Origin of the sequence: Arthrobacter ginsengisoli, assembly GCF_031456935.1 — a bacterium.
In the GTDB taxonomy this organism is placed as follows: domain Bacteria; phylum Actinomycetota; class Actinomycetes; order Actinomycetales; family Micrococcaceae; genus Arthrobacter; species Arthrobacter ginsengisoli.
Genome location: NZ_JAVDVQ010000003.1, coordinates 219,690 through 235,221 on the forward strand (window position 1 = coordinate 219,690; position 15,532 = coordinate 235,221).

Annotated in this window: 16 protein-coding genes; 5 read left to right on the plus strand and 11 right to left on the minus strand. The window is 67.6% G+C overall.

All coding sequences use genetic code 11. The features are described from left to right. Positions 1 to 339 precede the first annotated feature (339 nt). The gene (locus tag J2X01_RS05265) at positions 340 to 2,445 is read left to right on the plus strand and encodes an FG-GAP-like repeat-containing protein (protein WP_310051406.1); all 2,106 of its coding nucleotides are present in this window, start codon (positions 340 to 342) and stop codon (positions 2,443 to 2,445) included. Positions 2,446 to 2,602: 157 nt separating this feature from the next. Here the strand turns inward: J2X01_RS05265 and J2X01_RS05270 are convergent, their stop codons facing one another. The 6 genes from J2X01_RS05270 to J2X01_RS05295 all read right to left on the minus strand — a co-directional run bounded on the left by J2X01_RS05270 (position 2,603) and on the right by J2X01_RS05295 (position 7,819). Next, positions 2,603 to 3,607: a zinc-dependent alcohol dehydrogenase family protein gene (locus J2X01_RS05270; protein WP_310051408.1), complete on the minus strand. Its 1,005-nt coding sequence runs from the start codon at positions 3,605 to 3,607 to the stop codon at positions 2,603 to 2,605. Positions 3,608 to 3,670: 63 nt separating this feature from the next. After that, a complete protein-coding gene (locus J2X01_RS05275) occupies positions 3,671 to 4,594 on the minus strand; it encodes a universal stress protein (protein WP_310051410.1) in 924 nt (307 codons plus the stop codon). Between the two features lie 72 nt (positions 4,595 to 4,666). Then, positions 4,667 to 5,839 carry a YihY/virulence factor BrkB family protein gene (locus tag J2X01_RS05280; RefSeq protein ID WP_310051412.1) on the minus strand — a complete coding sequence of 391 codons (1,173 nt, stop codon included), beginning with the start codon at positions 5,837 to 5,839 and terminating at the stop codon, positions 4,667 to 4,669. An 82-nt stretch (positions 5,840 to 5,921) separates the two neighbouring features. Continuing rightward, positions 5,922 to 6,530 (minus strand): DUF3618 domain-containing protein, encoded by a 609-nt coding sequence (locus J2X01_RS05285; protein WP_310051414.1) that lies wholly within the window; start codon positions 6,528 to 6,530, stop codon positions 5,922 to 5,924. An 18-nt stretch (positions 6,531 to 6,548) separates the two neighbouring features. Further along, entirely contained in the window at positions 6,549 to 6,962 is a 414-nt protein-coding gene (locus J2X01_RS05290) for a phage holin family protein (protein WP_310051417.1), read from the minus strand. Then, positions 6,959 to 7,819, minus strand: coding sequence for a hypothetical protein (locus tag J2X01_RS05295; protein ID WP_310051419.1), 861 nt, complete (start codon positions 7,817 to 7,819; stop codon positions 6,959 to 6,961). Before J2X01_RS05295 ends, J2X01_RS05290 begins: the two co-directional genes overlap by 4 nt. A 278-nt stretch (positions 7,820 to 8,097) precedes the next feature. On the opposite strand from J2X01_RS05295, the gene J2X01_RS05300 reads away from it, so the two are divergent. Next, a complete protein-coding gene (locus J2X01_RS05300; RefSeq protein ID WP_310051422.1) occupies positions 8,098 to 9,036 on the plus strand; it encodes a spermidine synthase in 939 nt (312 codons plus the stop codon). A 28-nt stretch (positions 9,037 to 9,064) separates the two neighbouring features. Here the strand turns inward: J2X01_RS05300 and J2X01_RS05305 are convergent, their stop codons facing one another. Beyond that, positions 9,065 to 9,982, minus strand: a complete 918-nt coding sequence (locus tag J2X01_RS05305; protein WP_310051425.1) for a LysR family transcriptional regulator — start codon at positions 9,980 to 9,982, stop codon at positions 9,065 to 9,067. Between the two features lie 141 nt (positions 9,983 to 10,123). On the opposite strand from J2X01_RS05305, the gene J2X01_RS05310 reads away from it, so the two are divergent. Next, positions 10,124 to 10,873, plus strand: a complete 750-nt coding sequence (locus J2X01_RS05310; RefSeq protein ID WP_310051428.1) for a 3-hydroxybutyrate dehydrogenase — start codon at positions 10,124 to 10,126, stop codon at positions 10,871 to 10,873. A gap of 11 nt (positions 10,874 to 10,884) precedes the next feature. Here the strand turns inward: J2X01_RS05310 and J2X01_RS05315 are convergent, their stop codons facing one another. The 3 genes from J2X01_RS05315 to J2X01_RS05325 all read right to left on the minus strand — a co-directional run bounded on the left by J2X01_RS05315 (position 10,885) and on the right by J2X01_RS05325 (position 12,232). Next, positions 10,885 to 11,112, minus strand: a complete 228-nt coding sequence (locus J2X01_RS05315) for a helix-turn-helix domain-containing protein (protein WP_310051429.1) — start codon at positions 11,110 to 11,112, stop codon at positions 10,885 to 10,887. 17 nt (positions 11,113 to 11,129) lie between these two features. Next, positions 11,130 to 11,345, minus strand: coding sequence for a hypothetical protein (locus J2X01_RS05320; RefSeq protein ID WP_310051431.1), 216 nt, complete (start codon positions 11,343 to 11,345; stop codon positions 11,130 to 11,132). A 233-nt stretch (positions 11,346 to 11,578) separates the two neighbouring features. Further along, positions 11,579 to 12,232, minus strand: coding sequence for a LysE family translocator (locus J2X01_RS05325; protein WP_310051432.1), 654 nt, complete (start codon positions 12,230 to 12,232; stop codon positions 11,579 to 11,581). A gap of 128 nt (positions 12,233 to 12,360) precedes the next feature. On the opposite strand from J2X01_RS05325, the gene J2X01_RS05330 reads away from it, so the two are divergent. Beyond that, positions 12,361 to 13,329 carry an NAD(P)-dependent alcohol dehydrogenase gene (locus tag J2X01_RS05330; protein WP_310051436.1) on the plus strand — a complete coding sequence of 323 codons (969 nt, stop codon included), beginning with the start codon at positions 12,361 to 12,363 and terminating at the stop codon, positions 13,327 to 13,329. 47 nt (positions 13,330 to 13,376) lie between these two features. Here the strand turns inward: J2X01_RS05330 and J2X01_RS05335 are convergent, their stop codons facing one another. Further along, the gene (locus J2X01_RS05335) at positions 13,377 to 14,303 is read right to left on the minus strand and encodes an SDR family oxidoreductase (RefSeq protein WP_310051438.1); all 927 of its coding nucleotides are present in this window, start codon (positions 14,301 to 14,303) and stop codon (positions 13,377 to 13,379) included. 223 nt (positions 14,304 to 14,526) lie between these two features. On the opposite strand from J2X01_RS05335, the gene J2X01_RS05340 reads away from it, so the two are divergent. After that, positions 14,527 to 15,366 (plus strand): IclR family transcriptional regulator, encoded by an 840-nt coding sequence (locus J2X01_RS05340; RefSeq protein ID WP_310051441.1) that lies wholly within the window; start codon positions 14,527 to 14,529, stop codon positions 15,364 to 15,366. Positions 15,367 to 15,532 lie beyond the last annotated feature (166 nt).

Below are 15,532 nucleotides of genomic sequence, written 5' to 3' on the forward strand. Positions count from 1 at the left end.
GGATGGCGACCGCCGCGCCGGGTGCCAGTCCGGGACCCCTGCGCATTCGGATCCTTGTCCGGGGACCGCGGCGGCGGGCACCAACTTCGAATCGAGCCGTCGACTGCTTCGTCCGCGAGGCGCAGGCAAGGTCCAGGCAAGGCAGCCACGGCCGCGCCGCCGCAGCGGCTTTCAGGCGTGCGGCAGGGGAGGGCCTCCGGTGACGCACATCTCGGGCGCGGCGCTCAACTCGGCGCCCCGCCGGCACGCGCGAGGCGTTCGAGCAGTCGCAAGGCCCGTGATCACAATTCGGCGGTGTAACCCGGCGCCGTCGGCCACCCGAAAAGAACGGAAACACACATGACCAGAACCAGATCCAGCTTCGCGCGGGGGCGCGCCAGGCTCGTGACCATGATGGTGGCGGTGGGGGCCATCGCCGGCGCACTGCTGTCCCCGACGGCCGCCTACGCCGCCGTCGACAATCCCGCCCCCTCGCCGCTGGTGTCGTTCACCTTCGACGACGGCCAGCAAAGCGCCCTGACGCAGGCTGCGCCGACGCTGCAGAAGCACGGTCTGACCGGCACCAACTACGTCATCACCAACTGCGTTGGCATGACGACCGTGCCGAACACGTGCCGGGCCAACACTGATATCCCGTACATGACGTGGGACCAGATCAAGCAGCTGCAGAACACCTACGGCTGGGAGATCGGGTCGCACACCGTCGACCACCAGTGCCTCGTGAGCATCGGAGGCGACTGCCAGGCCACCAAGCTGACGACAGCCCAGGTGGATGCCCAGCTGGCCAGCAGCAAGGCCGCGCTGGCGGCGCAGGGCATCACCGCGACCGCCTTCGCCGCGCCGTATGGCGACTACGACATGTCGGCGGTCGCCCAGGTGGCCAAATACTACAGCTCGATGCGCGGCTTCGCCGACACGGGCGACAACATCTGGCCGCTGGGCGACTACCTGCTCCGCAACGTCCCCGTGCAGGAGGTCACCACCCCGGTCGCTACCCTGAAGGCGAAGGTCGACGAGGCGATCGCAAACAAATCGTGGGTCGTGTTCACGTTCCACGACATCAGGCCGACGCCGAGCCAGACCCCGGACGACTACGAGTACGGCACGGCGGAGCTGGACCAGTTGGCCGCGTACGTGAAGACGAAGGTGACGGCCGGCCAGATCAAGAACGTCAACATCAGCAAGGGCCTGGTCAACGGCAGCCCCAACAAGCTCGCGAATCCGACGTTCAACAACGGACTCGGGGACGGCTGGCGCACCGACGCCCCGGCGACGATCACCGCGGACACCGCGAACAACGGGAGCTACCCCGACTCCGCCAAGTCGGTGAAGCTGGTCTCGGGCGCCACGACGGGTCATCTGTTCTCGCCGACGGTTCCCGTGTCGCCGACGACGAACTACGTGTTCAAGGCCTTCCTCAACGTGGCTTCGATCACGACCGGTGAGGTCGGGTTCTATGTCGATGAGTACAACTCGGCCGGGCAGTGGATCTCCGGGCAGTTCCGCAATCGGGAGAACACTCGGTGGGTGGCGTCGATGAACGTCAGCTACACGCCGAGCTCGGCCAATGTGGCCTCGGCGAGCCTGCAGATCTACGTGACCGGCACCGGCATCACGGCCTATGTGGATAATGTGCAGATGCTGGCGCTCAGCGCAGAGACGACGCCCACGCCGGTCCCGGGTACGCCGAAACGGACGAATGATTTCAATGGGGACGGGAAGACTGATCTGATCGCACGGGACTCCTCAGGGCGGCTCTGGCTCTACCCGGGGACGGGAACGGGTGACTGGCTCACCCGGATCGACCTCGGCGCCGGCTGGAACGTGATGACGTCAATCGTCAGCGCGGGAGATTTCAACGGTGACGGCAAGGCCGACGTGATCGCCCGGGATACTAGCGGCCAGCTGTGGTTCTACCCTGGCACGGGAACCGGAGACTGGTCCACGCGCCAGAGCCTGGGCGGCGGCTGGAATGTCATGACTTCGATAGTGGCCCCGGGTGACTTCAACGCCGACGGCAGGCCGGACCTGATCGCTCGGGACAGCAGCGGTCAACTCTGGCTGTACCCGAACAACGGAGCCGGTGACTGGTTCAAGCGTGTCGATCTGGGCTCGGGCTGGAACATCATGAGCTCCATCGTGGCCCCCGGGGACTTCGACGCCGACGGCAAGGTGGACCTGATCGCCCGGGACACGAACGGTCAGCTGTGGCACTATCCGGGCAACGGCCTGAACGAGTGGTTCAAACGCGTCAGTCTTGGCGGCGGCTGGAACACGATGAACGCGATCACCGCGCCGGGGGACATGAACAGCGACGGACGGCCCGACGTTATCGCCCGCGACAGCACCGGCGAGTTGTGGCTGTACCCGAACAATGGGACCGGTGACTGGTTCAAACGGATCGACCTGGGCTCGGGCTGGACCCCGATGACTGCCATCCTCTAGCCAGCAACACCAATACGGAAGACCCCCGCAGCCGCGGGGTAGTGCGAGCCTGGGTGATCTGCAGATCACCCAGGCTCGTTTAGTATCTCAACCCGGCTGCCCGTCGAGCTCAGCCGCCTGGATTTCCAGCCGCCCCGGTACGGGTGCGCCAGGACGGCTACAAGTCCATCCGGAGCACTGCCGCGCCGGTGACCCGGTCCTCTGACAAGTCCAGCAGGGCCTGGTCCGCTGCCGAGAACGGATAGGACACCGTCGTGGGGCGCAGCGGGATCTCCGCGGCGATGCGGAAGAACTCCTCGCCGTCGGCCCTCGTATTGGCGGTGACACTGCGCAGCTCGCGTTCCTGGAACAGCTCCGCGGCGTAGTTCAAGGGCGGGATGTCGCTCAGGTGGATACCGGCGACGGCGAGGGTGCCGCCCCGGTCCAGGGCACGCAGGGCCACCGGAACCAGGCCGCCGACCGGGGCAAAGAGGATGGCGGAGTCCAGCGGATCCGGCGGCTGCTCCTCGGCGCCGCCGACGAAGGTCGCCCCGAGTTCGAGGGCGAGGGCGCGCGCTTCCTCGGACCGGGTCATGACGTACACGCGCGCGCCTTGGAAGAGGGCGATCTGGGCCGCCAGATGCGCGGATCCACCGAAGCCGTAGATCCCCAGCCGTCCGCCGATCGGCAGCTCGGCCCGGCACAGCGCGCGGTAGCCGATAATCCCGGCGCACAGCAAGGGTGCCGCCTCCTCGTCCGAGAAGCCCGACGGGAGCCGGTAGGCGAAGTCCTCGGCCACCGTGATGAGTTCGGCGTAGCCGCCGTCGCGGTCCCAACCGGTGAACACGGGGGAGAGGCAGAGGTTCTCCGCCCCGCGCAGGCAGAAGCGGCAGGTGCCGCAGGTCCGGCCAAGCCAGGCCACCCCAACCCGCTCGCCGGGGGAGAACCGGGTGGCGCGGGACCCGACCGCGATGACTTCGCCGACGACTTCGTGGCCCGGGATGACGCCGGGGCGCCGCGGGGCGAGGTCGCCCTCGGCCAGATGCAGGTCAGTCCGGCAGACGCCGCACACGCGGACCCGCAACAGCACCTCCCCGGGCTCCGGCCGCGGATCGGGGCAGTCGTCCGCCACCAGCGGGCCGCTTCTCATCGGCCCGGGTTGTCCTACCCGCCAGGCTCGCACGGGTGTCCTCCTCTGCTAGGACCTCCAGCTCCCCTCTGAAGGCGGTGGTCCGGTGGAGCGGGGTCAGCGCGTGATCAGGACGTTGCAGCGCGCCTTGTTCAGAACGGCCGTGACGGTGTTGCCCGGGCCGCCCTCACGATTGTGGGTTCCAATCACCAGTATGTCGGCGTCGCTGGCGGCCGCCAGCAATTCTTTGGACGCCGCGTGGCCTTCCCGCAGGTCGACTGAGATCGACAGCTGTGGGGCTTGGTTTCGAGCCTCCCCGTTGGCGTGGTCCAGCAGTTCCTGGCCGCGCAGCGGGCCGTGCCGTCCGTGGCTTTCCCTGGTTCCGCCGCGGGTCTGGTCAATATGCACGATCCGCAGGGCCGTCCCAAGCACCACCGCCAGCCGCGCGGCGCCGGACAGCGCCTCGGAGCTCCGGGACGTCCCGTCGATGCCAACGACGACCGGGGCCACCGGTTCGCCGGGACTTCGCAGGCGGCGGACCACCATGAGAGGGCAGGGCGAGGAGCCTGCCAGGTCGAGGCAGACCGATCCGGCCAGTTGCCCCAGCACACCGCCGAGTCCGCGGCTGCTGACCACCAAAAGGCGGGCGTCGCCGGCCGCATCGCGCAGCACCGCCGCGGGGAGCCCTGTTTCCATAACACCCTCGACGTCGGGACCGGTTTCGGTGGCAGGTTCGCCGGAGACGGTTTCCGCCGCGGCATCCGCCGGTGTTCGAGCGGCGGCGAGAGCCGTGCGGGCCAGTTCGACGCCTTCCGCGAGGATGCTCTCGGCTGAGTGCCGCAGTCCGCTGCCTTCCACGCCTTTGACCGGGCCGAGCTTCTTGGTGAACATGGGCCAGACCCAGGCATGGACCACACGGAGCCGGTACTTTCCGGCGGCTGCGTACTCCGCGGCCCACCGGACGGCCTCTTTCGCTGCCTCCGACCCGTCGTAGCCTACGGCCACGGTGGTGCGTTCGTGCCCTGCAGCGGGTGCCGTCATGCGTCCTCCCGGTCGTTCTGTCCGCCTCCGGGCGGTGCTCTGCCCCATTAGAACGCAAAGGGCAGGAAAGGGCTAGGGGCTTTCGCCCCGCGGGTTGCGCGGACCCGCTCCCGCGATGTTCCCGGGACGCCGGGCTGCCTCTGCCTCCGGGTCTGCCCCGGCGCCGCGTTCACGCAGTTCGCGGCCGCGCTGGATGTCTTCTTCTTCACGTGCCTGCAGCTTGTCGCTTTGTTTGGTATCCCGGGGCGGCAACTGGATGGTCTCCTCGGCTTCGATGCCGGCCTGGAGCTGGCGGCCACGTTCCATCTCGGCGTCGAATTCGGCCCCGAACAGCAGCGACATGTTGAGGATCCAGAGCCACAGCAGCGAGATAATGACGCCGCCGATCGTGCCGTAGGTCTCGTTGTAGCTGCTGAAGTTGGCAACGTAGAACCCGAAGGCCAACGAGGACAGCAGGAAGACCGCCAGGGCGATGAAGGATCCCACGCTCATCCAGCGGAACTTGGGCTGCTTCACATTGGGAGTGGCGTAGTAGAGGATGGCGATCACGAGGACCACAAGCAACAGGATGACCGGCCACTTGACGATGTTCCAGACAATGAGGACCGTCCCGCCCAGGCCGATCATTTTGCCGACGGACTCTGCCACCGGCCCGCTCAGGACAAGCATGGCGGCCAGCAGCAGGACGACCAGGACGGTGGCAATGGTGACGCCCAGCATGGTGCCCCGAAGCTTGATGAACGGCCGGCCTTCATCGACTTCATAGATCCGGTTCATCGCCCGGCCAAACGCCCCGACATAGCCGGAGGCGGACCAGAGGGCGGTGAGGATGCCGAGAACCAGGGCCAGGCCGGCGGCGGAGGAGCTGCTGAGTTGCTCGACCGGCTGGCGGATGGCCTCCACTGTTTCGGCAGGCGCGACCCCTGAGGCGATCTCCAGGAGGGCGGCCGTGGTCTTCCCGGCCTCCCCAAAGATGCCCAGCAGGGACACCAGCGCCAGCAGCGCCGGGAAGATTGACAGAACCGAGTAATAGGTCAGGGCCGCGGCGAGGTCGGGGCACTGGTCCTTCGTAAATTCCCGCAGCGTTTTCCGGGCGATGTACTTCCATGACGGCTTGGTGACGTCGGTGGGGCTGTCCGGCTTGCTCGAGTCGTCCGGAGCGGGTGCCGTGCGGGCCTTGGCGGTGCTGCTCTCCTGGGTTTCGGCGTCGGCCGCAGTGTCTGCGGCGGCGGAATTCTTGACCATGGGAAGTCTTCCTTTGAGAGTTAATTGCAACGGCCGGCCGTCCGGCGCGTGAGCGCAGGAGGGCCGGCCGATTCGAACGGGGTCAGACCTGCTGGACGTTGTCCTTGGCCTCGGCAGTCCGATCCTTGACATCCGCCACCGCGTACTGGCCCTCGGCCTTGACGTGTTCAGTGGCGTCGGCAGCTGTTGCCTTGACGTTCTCCACAGCAGCCTGTGCGGGCTCCCTGAGTCCTTCGGCCATGTTCTTGGCCGCCTCAGTGAGTTCCGTAGTGAGCGGTTCGGCCGCAGTCTTCAGCGCATCCGCGGCTTCGCGTTCCTTCTGGCTGGGGGGAATCAGGGAGGAGACCAGCAGGCCAGCCCCGAAGGCGATCAGGCCTGCCGCCAGTGGATTTCCCTGGGTCTTTGTCTTCACCCGCGCGGGAGTATCCCCGATTGCTGCGCCGGCGTCGCCGAGATGCGTCCCGGCGGTCTCTGTGGCGGAGTGGACATTGCCGGCGGTGTGGTCGGCAGCTCCCATGATTTTCTCCTTCGCTCCGAAGACGGCGTCTCGCACGTTTTCTTTGACTCTGTCAGTTTGCCGCTGGACGATGTGGGACGGGGTGACCTTGTCCGCCACAGCGTCGACATTGGTGCCCAGCCGCGCGCGGGTTGCTTCAATATCTGCTCGGATGACATCCGGGTTTTCACTCATCGTGTTTCCTCGCTGTACTTAGGTGGTGGGCTTGAGCGTGGGCGGGATTTCCTGGAGCGTCTGGGCGGTCTGGGGCATGCCCTTGATCGCATTGAGTTCCTTCCGGCCCAGGGTTGCCAGGATGGCGGCGACGATGCCCCAGATCACGGCGATGACGACGGCAGACCAGCCCAGTCCCATGACGTACCCGAGCGCCCACCAGAGCCCCAGGGACAGGAACAGAAGGACGAAGTGGCCTGCCACGCTCGCGCCGGCCAGCATGCCGCTGCCCTTGCCGGCGCGGGTCGCGGACTGCTTGAGTTCAACCTTGGCCAGCTCGACTTCCTGCCGCATCAGCGTGGACATGTCCCGCGTGACTTCGGCCAGAAGATCGCCCAGCGACGAGGTTTCGGCCTTGGCGTGTGCGGCAGTGTCGGGCATTTCGCTGGTCATCGACGTCCACCCTCAAAGGGGTCGTCGCGGAGCCCATCCTGCCGGAGCGGGTCGGTGACGACGGGTTCGGAAGCCCAGCGGTCCTCTCGGGCGTCGCCGAGCGGGTCGGTCCCGAGGGGGGTGGGCGGGTACGTCGTGTCCGCGAAGCCCGCCGTCGTGGTTTCCGGGGCAGGCATCTGCACGGGCGGCGGCGGAACCGCCATTCCGGTGTCCGCAACCCGGGTGACCGGCCGGCCGGTACCGGCGGTGGTCGATTCCGGGGCGCCGGCGCTTAGGCTGCGGCTGAGCCGTCCGGCCAGCACACCGGCTCCGGCGGCGAGCAGCAGGAACGTCCCGGGGCGCTGGCGGGCAAAGGACTTCACCTCGGTCAGCAGCGAACCCGGGTCCCGGCCTTCAAGCCAGGCAGCGACGGCGGACGACCGATCGGCGACCTGGCGCACGAGGTCGCTGGCAACCCCGGGCTGCTCCGAGGCGCTGGACATGGTGTGCAGCTCGGTGGAAATGGAGCGCAAACCTTCTGCGACTTTCTGCTGCTGCGTGCCGGCCTGGTCGGTCAGGTCCGATTTCGCCTGGTGCAACAGGTCCATGGCGTTTGTCTTCACCTCGGCGGCTACATTGGCGGCTTCGGTCTTGGCCGTCTCGGCCACGTGCTGGGCGGAATCCGCGGCCTGGCGCTTTACGCCGGCTGCCTCATCCCTGGCTGCGTCGGTTTTTGAGGCCCCGACCCCGGTGGACGTTCCGTAGGGGTCGGCGTCGGTGGTCGGCGGGAAAGTGGTTTCGGGCCGGAGGGGAGTCGTCTGCTGGGTGGCCGTAGGCGTGCGGTAGCTACCGTCCTGGGGCCAGTTGTTCTCTGTCATCTTCGCTCTCTTTTCAAGATCGGCTGCTGATCACAAACCAGCAATAACTGGAGACTCAATAGTAAGCATAATTACTAATAAATAGTAAGCACCCTTTCTTTGTTTTTGCGGCGGGGGGTCTTGCTGCGCGGGCAGATCACGGTGGATGGGCGACCCTGCTCCGCCCTGATCTGCCCGTCCCGCGCGGTCCGCCCCTGGCGGGCCACGGCTCGTCCCGCGGACCGGGCCGCCCCGGCCGTGAACTAGGCTTGAAATATGAGCAGAACGGTGGATGGCTGATGGCGAAGCGGGGCAGGGCCGCCGGCCGAAGCAGCACCGAAAAGACGGCTGGAGTGGTGGAGGTGCCACAGGGCAGTCGTCCCCAGGGGCCCGTGGAGGGCGTCTACTACATCGACACGGGTGACTGTGAGCTGATCGCAGACCAGGACAACTCCAGCGGCTGGTTGCTGCGGATCAACGGCGTGATGAGTTCGCATATCGACCTGGCGGATCCGTTGTTCCTCGACTTCGAGTACATGCGCTGGATCTCGGCCCTGGTGGAATCGCGCTGGCCGCGGGAGTCCCGGCCGAAGCTGCGGGCCCTGCACCTTGGCGGCGGAGCATGCTCATTGGCGCGCTACTTTCACTCCGCCTACCCCGAGGCCCGGCAGGTGGTCGTGGAGCTCGACGGCAAGCTGGCGGAGTATGTCCGGGGCTGGTTCGACCTGCCGAAGGCGCCACTGATGCGCCTGCGCGTGGGGGAGGCGCGTGAGGTGACCGAAAGCCTCACGCCGCAGACCCGGGACGTGATCATTCGTGATGTTTTTGCCGGCTCGCTGACGCCGCGACCGCTCACCACCAAAGAGTTCAACGAGCAGGCACTGCGTGTTCTGGCCCCCGGGGGGATGTACGTGGTGAATTCCGGTGACGCGCCGGACCTGAGAAGCGCCCGCGAGGACGCCGCGACCATCGCCGAGACCTTCAAGCACACCGTGATCATCGCGGACCCGGCCATGCTCAAAGGCCGGCGGTACGGGAACATGATCATGGCCGGCAGCGACATCCCGTTCGACGACGACCACGGACTGGCGCGGCGCCTGCTGGGCGGCGCGGTGCCCGCACACATCTGGAACGATGCCAAGGTCCGGGCCTTTGCCGCCGGCGCCCCGGTCCGCCACGACCCGCCGGCCGTGGACCCGCCGACCGTGGACCCGCCCCCGCCGTCGACTGCTCCGTAACGGCCCTTTTGCGGCCCGAAAACGGCACCTACGGAGCAGCCGATGCGTTCCCTCCCCGCCCCATGAGCGCCTCACGGTGGGCCCTCGTCTCTTCGCGCAGGGCCTGCACAACCGCCGCGACGGCGGGGCGGCGCATGGAGTCGGGCCGCAGCACCATCCAGTAGGGCAATAGTTCGGCGAACTCCTCCGGCAGCAGCCGGACCAGGTCCGGATGCAGGTCCGCAGCGAAACACGGCAGGAACCCTATGCCGGCGCCGGCGCGGGTTGCCTCGATGTGGACGAAGACATTGGTGGAGCTCAGCCCGTCCCGCATCGCCGGCACCAGACGGCGCGGGGCATCCAGATCGTCCACCTGAAGCATGGAATCCACGAAGTAGACCAGCGAATGGGTGGTCAGCTCCTCGATTGTGGTGGGCGTGCCGTACTCGGCCAGATAGTCGCGGGAGGCATACATGCCGAGCATGTACTCACCGAGCCGGGCCGCTGCGGCCCGGTGCACCTGTGGTTCGCCGACCACAACTTCGATGTCCAGCCCGGAACGCTGCTGGAGCGCCCGCCGCGTCACGGTGATGATTTCCACGCTGAGACCGGGGTGATTCCGCCGGATCCTTGCCACCGCGGGGGCCGCGATGTAGGCGCTGAAGCCGTCCGTTGCGGTCATCCGGACGACGCCGGTAATCGGGTCCGGGACCCGCCCGGGCTCGTCGAGGGTCCGGACCGCCGCTTCCACGCGTTCCGCCACCTGCACCGCTTCGGCGCCCAGTTCCGTGAGCTCCCAGCCGCCCGACGCGCGGGACAGCACCCGGCCGCCCAGGGCTTTCTCCAGCGCCGCAATCCGGCGCGACACGGTGGTGTGGTTCAGTCCCAGCGATTGCGCCGCCGTGGTGAACTTCGCGGAGCGGGAGACGGCCAGGAGCACAAGCAGGTCATCCGGGTTGGGGTTCATATCTGCAATTCTGCACATACCTCGTGCCTGTTTGACCATTGAATCGCCAACTTTGTGCGGCAATACTCAGTGAAGCTGCTCAGTGCTGTGCATCGCACCTCCTCTGGGCTGTTTAGGACCGCAAACTAGAGGAGTGCAGACATGGAGAGCAGCTTGAACGGGCGCAAGGCCCTGGTGACCGGCGGAGCCGGCGGAATCGGCGCCGCCAGCGTCCGTGCCCTCGCCGCGCGCGGTGCCAAGGTGGTGATCGCTGATGTCGATGAGGCCGCGGCCACTGCCCTCGCCGACGAGGTGGGCGGCACCGCGTGGGCTGTCAACCTGCTCGACGTCGAATCACTCGAGGCCGTCAGCCTGGACTGCGACATCCTCGTCAACAACGCCGGCATCCAGCGGATCAGCCCGATCGAGGACTTCGATCCGGCGGACTTCCGCAAGATCATCACGCTGATGCTGGAAGCGCCGTTCCTGCTGATCCGCGCCGCGCTGCCGCACATGTATGCGAACAACTTCGGCCGGATCATCAACCTGTCATCCGTGCACGGGCTTCGTGCCTCGCCGTTCAAGAGCGCCTACGTTTCGGCGAAGCACGGCCTGGAAGGCCTTAGCAAGGTCACGGCGCTGGAAGGTGGCGCGCACGGCGTCACCTCCAACTGCATTAACCCCGGCTATGTCCGCACGCCGCTGGTCGAGTCGCAGATCGCGGACCAGGCCAAGGTGCACGGGATCCCGGAGTCGGAAGTGCTCACCAAAATCATGCTGACCGAGGCCGCCGTGAAGCGCCTCGTCGAGCCGGAGGAGGTCGCTTCCCTGGTGGCCTGGCTGGCGTCCGATGACGCCGGCATGGTCACCGGGGCGAGCTACACGATGGACGGCGGCTGGTCAGCGCGCTGACCGGCTGTTGGTCATTCAGTGGTGTCGTCACCGACCTGATCCTGGGTGGTGGCGGGTTCGGTGGAGCGTCGGATGTAGTCGTTGACCGCTTCCTCGGGTACGCGGAACGAGCGTCCCACCCGCACGGCTGCTATGGCGTGTGCCTTCACCAGCCGGTAGACGGTCATCTTGGACACGCGCATCGCCGCAGCGACCTCCGCGATGGTCAGGAAATGGGAGGAAACGTTCGCTGCGCTCATATCTTCGTGCCCGTCCACTATTCGGGGTACCGGAGTTGCCGGTAATCGTAAAAGACGACATGCCCCTGCGGGTTGCCGGAGGTCCGGAGGCCAACATAGGGGGTTTCGATCACGGCCACAGTGCCCAGGTGCCGGCCGTTGAACGGATCATCCCCGATCACCACCTGGCCCACCCGGAACGGGATTCGCTGGGTTCTGGCGCGGCTGATCGTGTTCGACAGCAGGCGTGCCATGCCGCGTCGCTGGTGTTGTCTCTGCGGAGATGCTTGGGACCCCATCGGAACCACTCCTTCGGAAAGCGCAGTGTGACTCTCGGCGGGTTCCGGACCAGCTTTGGGAGTGCTCCCCAGCCAGCGTCCCGGGCGGTCCGGTCCAGCCGTGAAGCAACTGTAGCCGCCAGCCCCTTTCGTCACACGAGTAACTTCTACCCCTGATCGACGGGGCACCACTTAGGCTGCCGCGTCGACTACTTGCCGGACGGGGGCTCCGCCGCGTTCGCGACCAGGACGAGCGTCCCGCCCAGTCCAACCATCATCACGCCGCCGGTGGTTGCCAGGGCCGCGATCCGTCGTGGTGAGCTGGCGAACCAGCGGCGGGCCGTACCGGCGATCAGCGCCCAGCCGCTGTCGGAGGCCAGCGCAATCGCGAGGAAGAGGCCTCCCAGCGTCACCAGCTGCAGTGGAATGGCGCCGGCCGAGTAGTCCACGAACTGCGGCAGCACGGCGACGAAAAAGACAATCGATTTGGGATTGGTGGCACCCACGATGAACCCCTCGCGAATGATCCGGAACGTCGACGCCGGACGCGGTTCGGGCGCCGCCGTCGGGCCTCCGCCCCCGTGCCGGATGGCCTGGATTCCGAGGTAGATGAGATAGGCCGCTCCGGCGAACTTGACCACCCCGAAGAGGAACACGGACTGGGCCAGCAAGGCTCCCACCCCCAGCGCAACGGCGGCGATCTGCAGCAGCTCCCCGGCGGCGTTGCCCAGCACGCTCAGGAGGCCGCCCCTGCGGCCCAGGGCCAGCGTCCGCCCGATCACGAACAGCACGCTGGGTCCCGGCACGGCGATCAGGACAAGAGCCGCGAAGGAAAAGGCCACGAGGTTCGTGGTGGGGACCATGTCTGATTTTAATCCTGCAGGCGAGTCTCGGTCAGTTCCGGACTTGGCCGCGGCCTACCGGAGGGGTGCCGGCCGTGGTAGAACCGACCCGGGTCTCAACTCCATCGGACAGCGTAATGAAAGGCGCCATGAAAGCCATCGTCCAGGACGTGTACGGCTCCGCGGACACCCTGGAGCTGCGCGACGTCGACACTCCGGTTCCCGGCGACGACGACGTGCTGATCCGGGTGCAGGCCGCCGGCGTCGAGCAGGGGGTCTGGCACCTGATGTCCGGACTGCCGTATTTGACGCGGGCCTTCTTTGGGCTCAGGGCGCCCAAGACCCCGATCCGCGGCAGGGAAGTCGCCGGGCGGGTGGAGGCGGCGGGGCGGAATGTCGACGGGTTCCGTCCAGGGGACGAGGTGTTCGGCACGGCTGAGGGATCGTTTGCCGAATTTGTCTGCGCCAAGCCGGACAAGATCGCCCTGAAGCCGGTGAAAGCCGGCTTCGAGCAGGCTGCCGTCGTGCCCATATCGGGCACGACGGCGCTGCAGGGCCTCCGTGACAGCGGCCGGCTCCGGCCCGGGCAGGACGTCCTGGTCATCGGAGCCGGCGGAGGAGTGGGCTCCTTTGCCGTGCAGCTCGCCAAGGCGCTCGGAGCACGCGTGACCGGCGTGTGCAGCACCGCGAAGGTGGAACTGGTCCGGTCGATCGGTGCCGATCACGTTATTGACTACCGGCGCGACGACTTCGCGGACGGCGCGAGGCAGTTCGACCTCATTCTGGATACGGCCGGCAACCGCCCGCTTTCCGTGCTGCGGCGCGCGCTCAAACCCCGGGGGACCCTCGTGATCGTCGGAGGCGAAGGAGGAAACCGCTGGACCGGGGGATTCGAGCGCTCCCTCCGGGCGGCTCTGCTTTCCCTCTTTGTCAGCCAGAAACTCACGGGCCTGATGGCAAGGGAGCGTCAGGCGGACCTCCGCTTCCTCGCCCAGCTCATCGACGCCGGCTCCGTCACGCCGGTCATCGACAAGAGCTATCCGCTGGGCGAGGCTCCGGAAGCGATCCGGTACATGCACGCCGGCTCCGCCCGCGGCAAAGTGGTTGTGACCGTCTGAGCACCAAGTCCGCAGTGCGGACCCGACCGCCGCGCGGGGCGGGCAGCCTAACGGTATCCCGTCGCGTCCGCCGGCAGGCCCGCCTCCTGGACCTCCACGAGATACCGCCAGCAGTCGGGCCGTGAGCCATCGAGGTCAGTGAAGCCGTAGTCGCCGGCCAGGCCGCCCGAGGAATAGGAACCACCGCTGCGGCTGAGCACGCCGGGGTCGGCGGCCAGCGCGGCCACGGCACGCCCGACGAAGTGCGGGCTTTCGGAGATCGCGGCAAAGTGCGGCTGGGCGGCGGCGGCATCCCGCCAGTTCGCCTCCGTGACGCCGAACGCCTCAAGCATCATCTCGGAACGCATCCAGCCGGGGGTGAGGGCCACCGCCGCGCAACCATGGGGCCGCAGCTCCTCCGCCTGGCTGTAGGCGAGCCGGAGGACGGCGGCCTTGACGAGGTCGTAGAACACCGAGACCCGGTAATGCCCCGCGTTGTATTCGCGCGTCCCGTCAGTCATCTCCACCACGAGGCCGCCGGGGCGGCGAACCAGCAGCGGCAGGGCGAAGTGGCTTGTGATCAGGTGCGTGTCGACACCCGTGTGCAGCATCCGCAGCCCGGAGTCCAGATTGTGCGCCCAGACCGGTGTGTTCCATTCCATCCGGCGCTCGCCGCCCCAGATGTCGTTCACCAGGATGTCCAGCCGGCCCTCGTCGGCGTCGATCTGCCACACGAGCGCTTCCACTTCGGCCGGCTGGAGATGGTCGACGGCGACGGCGACGCCCTTTCCGCCGGCGGCTGTCACCAGTTCCGCGGTCTCCTCGATCGTCTCCGGCCGGTCGTACTCGGACCGCCGCCCCCGCGCTGAGCGCCCGGTGCAATACACCACGGCTCCGGCCTCGCCAAGCGCGACGGCGGTGCCGCGGCCGGCGCCGCGCGTCGCCCCGGCCACTAGCGCCACCTTGCCCGACAGCGCCGGTTTCCTTCCACGCATCGCGGATCCTCCCTGCCTGTGCGGCCAACATGCCCATCGAAGCAGCTCCGCCCGGCGAGCGGACAGGGGCGGAAGCCCCGGCCGCCCGCCGCCGCAGTTCCCGGCTGGCCCAGCATTGTCCGGGATTACAGACACTTCCCCGCGGGCCGGGCTGTTCCCGGAGCGAGGTCCGGCGCATGCTTAAGTACGGGGTACCGGACGCCGCAGCAACTGAAGAGGATCAATGCCCGCCACGAGCACCACCACGCCCGCCTCAGCCGCGCCCAGAGCCGCCCCGGCCAGGGCGGCCTCCAAGGTTCCGGCGGCCGAAAACACGCTCCGCATCCTCAAACTGCTGGCCTCGAAACGGGGGCCGATGGCGGCGTCGAACATTGCCACCGCGCTGGACCTCCCGCGCTCCAGCGTCTACCACCTGCTCGGCGTGATGGAGGCAAACGGATTTGTGCTGCACTTGCATGAGGAACAGCGCTACGGCCTCGGTATCAGTGCCTTCGAGCTCAGCTCGGCCTATTCGCGGCAGGAGCCGCTGTCCCGGTTGGGCCGGCCGATGCTCGCCTCGCTCGTGGACGTGATCGGCGAAAGCGCCCATCTCGCCGTGCTGCACGGCCGCGACGTGCTCTACATCGTCGAGGAGCGGGCCAAGAACCGCCCGTCCCTCGTGACCGACGTAGGGGTCCGGCTGCCGAGCCACCTGACCGCCAGCGGCCGCGCCATCCTGGCCGCGCTGCCGAAGTCGCAGGTTCGGGCGCTGTACCCCAACGCCGCCGCCTTCAGCGCCCGGCACGAGACCGAATCGCCGATCATGAAGTACTCGGCGCTCTCCTCGCATCTGGACCAGGTTCGGCAGCGCGGCTATGCGACCGAACACGGGGAGGTGACGCCCGGGTTCGGCTCGATCGCCGCCGCCGTCACGGACCACGTGGGGTGGCCGACCGCCGCCGTCGCCGTGACCTTCCTTGAGGAGAAGCTGCCCCCGGAGCAATGGCCGGTCCTGGCCGCCCGGGTGCAGAAGGTCGCCGACGAGCTCTCAGTCCGGATCCACGGCCGCCCGCAGCCCACCTGACCCACCCACCACACCCCCCGTTGTCAACCCTCCAACCTCCCGTTGCGCTATCACTTTGAGCGCTCATCCGGGCATTTTGGGGACCGGAAGTGATAGCGCAACGTGCGGCAAGGGGAGGCCGCGGGCGGGTCTGGAATCCCGGACAGCACCGGCCCGCAGGCCCTGT

Excerpts from the sequence above, each read along its gene's own strand:
- J2X01_RS05300 (WP_310051422.1), top strand. The coding sequence starts at position 8,098 with ATGGCGAAGCGGGGCAGGGCCGCCGGCCGAAGCAGCACCGAAAAGACG.
- J2X01_RS05285 (WP_310051414.1), bottom strand. The coding sequence starts at position 6,530 with ATGAGTGAAAACCCGGATGTCATCCGAGCAGATATTGAAGCAACCCGC.
- J2X01_RS05290 (WP_310051417.1), bottom strand. The coding sequence starts at position 6,962 with ATGACCAGCGAAATGCCCGACACTGCCGCACACGCCAAGGCCGAAACC.
- J2X01_RS05330 (WP_310051436.1), top strand. The coding sequence starts at position 12,361 with ATGAAAGCCATCGTCCAGGACGTGTACGGCTCCGCGGACACCCTGGAG.
- J2X01_RS05320 (WP_310051431.1), bottom strand. The coding sequence starts at position 11,345 with ATGGCACGCCTGCTGTCGAACACGATCAGCCGCGCCAGAACCCAGCGA.
- J2X01_RS05275 (WP_310051410.1), bottom strand. The coding sequence starts at position 4,594 with ATGACGGCACCCGCTGCAGGGCACGAACGCACCACCGTGGCCGTAGGC.
- J2X01_RS05325 (WP_310051432.1), bottom strand. The coding sequence starts at position 12,232 with ATGGTCCCCACCACGAACCTCGTGGCCTTTTCCTTCGCGGCTCTTGTC.
- J2X01_RS05265 (WP_310051406.1), top strand. The coding sequence starts at position 340 with ATGACCAGAACCAGATCCAGCTTCGCGCGGGGGCGCGCCAGGCTCGTG.
- J2X01_RS05340 (WP_310051441.1), top strand. The coding sequence starts at position 14,527 with ATGCCCGCCACGAGCACCACCACGCCCGCCTCAGCCGCGCCCAGAGCC.
- J2X01_RS05295 (WP_310051419.1), bottom strand. The coding sequence starts at position 7,819 with ATGACAGAGAACAACTGGCCCCAGGACGGTAGCTACCGCACGCCTACG.
- J2X01_RS05305 (WP_310051425.1), bottom strand. The coding sequence starts at position 9,982 with ATGAACCCCAACCCGGATGACCTGCTTGTGCTCCTGGCCGTCTCCCGC.
- J2X01_RS05280 (WP_310051412.1), bottom strand. The coding sequence starts at position 5,839 with ATGGTCAAGAATTCCGCCGCCGCAGACACTGCGGCCGACGCCGAAACC.
- J2X01_RS05315 (WP_310051429.1), bottom strand. The coding sequence starts at position 11,112 with ATGAGCGCAGCGAACGTTTCCTCCCATTTCCTGACCATCGCGGAGGTC.
- J2X01_RS05335 (WP_310051438.1), bottom strand. The coding sequence starts at position 14,303 with ATGCGTGGAAGGAAACCGGCGCTGTCGGGCAAGGTGGCGCTAGTGGCC.
- J2X01_RS05310 (WP_310051428.1), top strand. The coding sequence starts at position 10,124 with ATGGAGAGCAGCTTGAACGGGCGCAAGGCCCTGGTGACCGGCGGAGCC.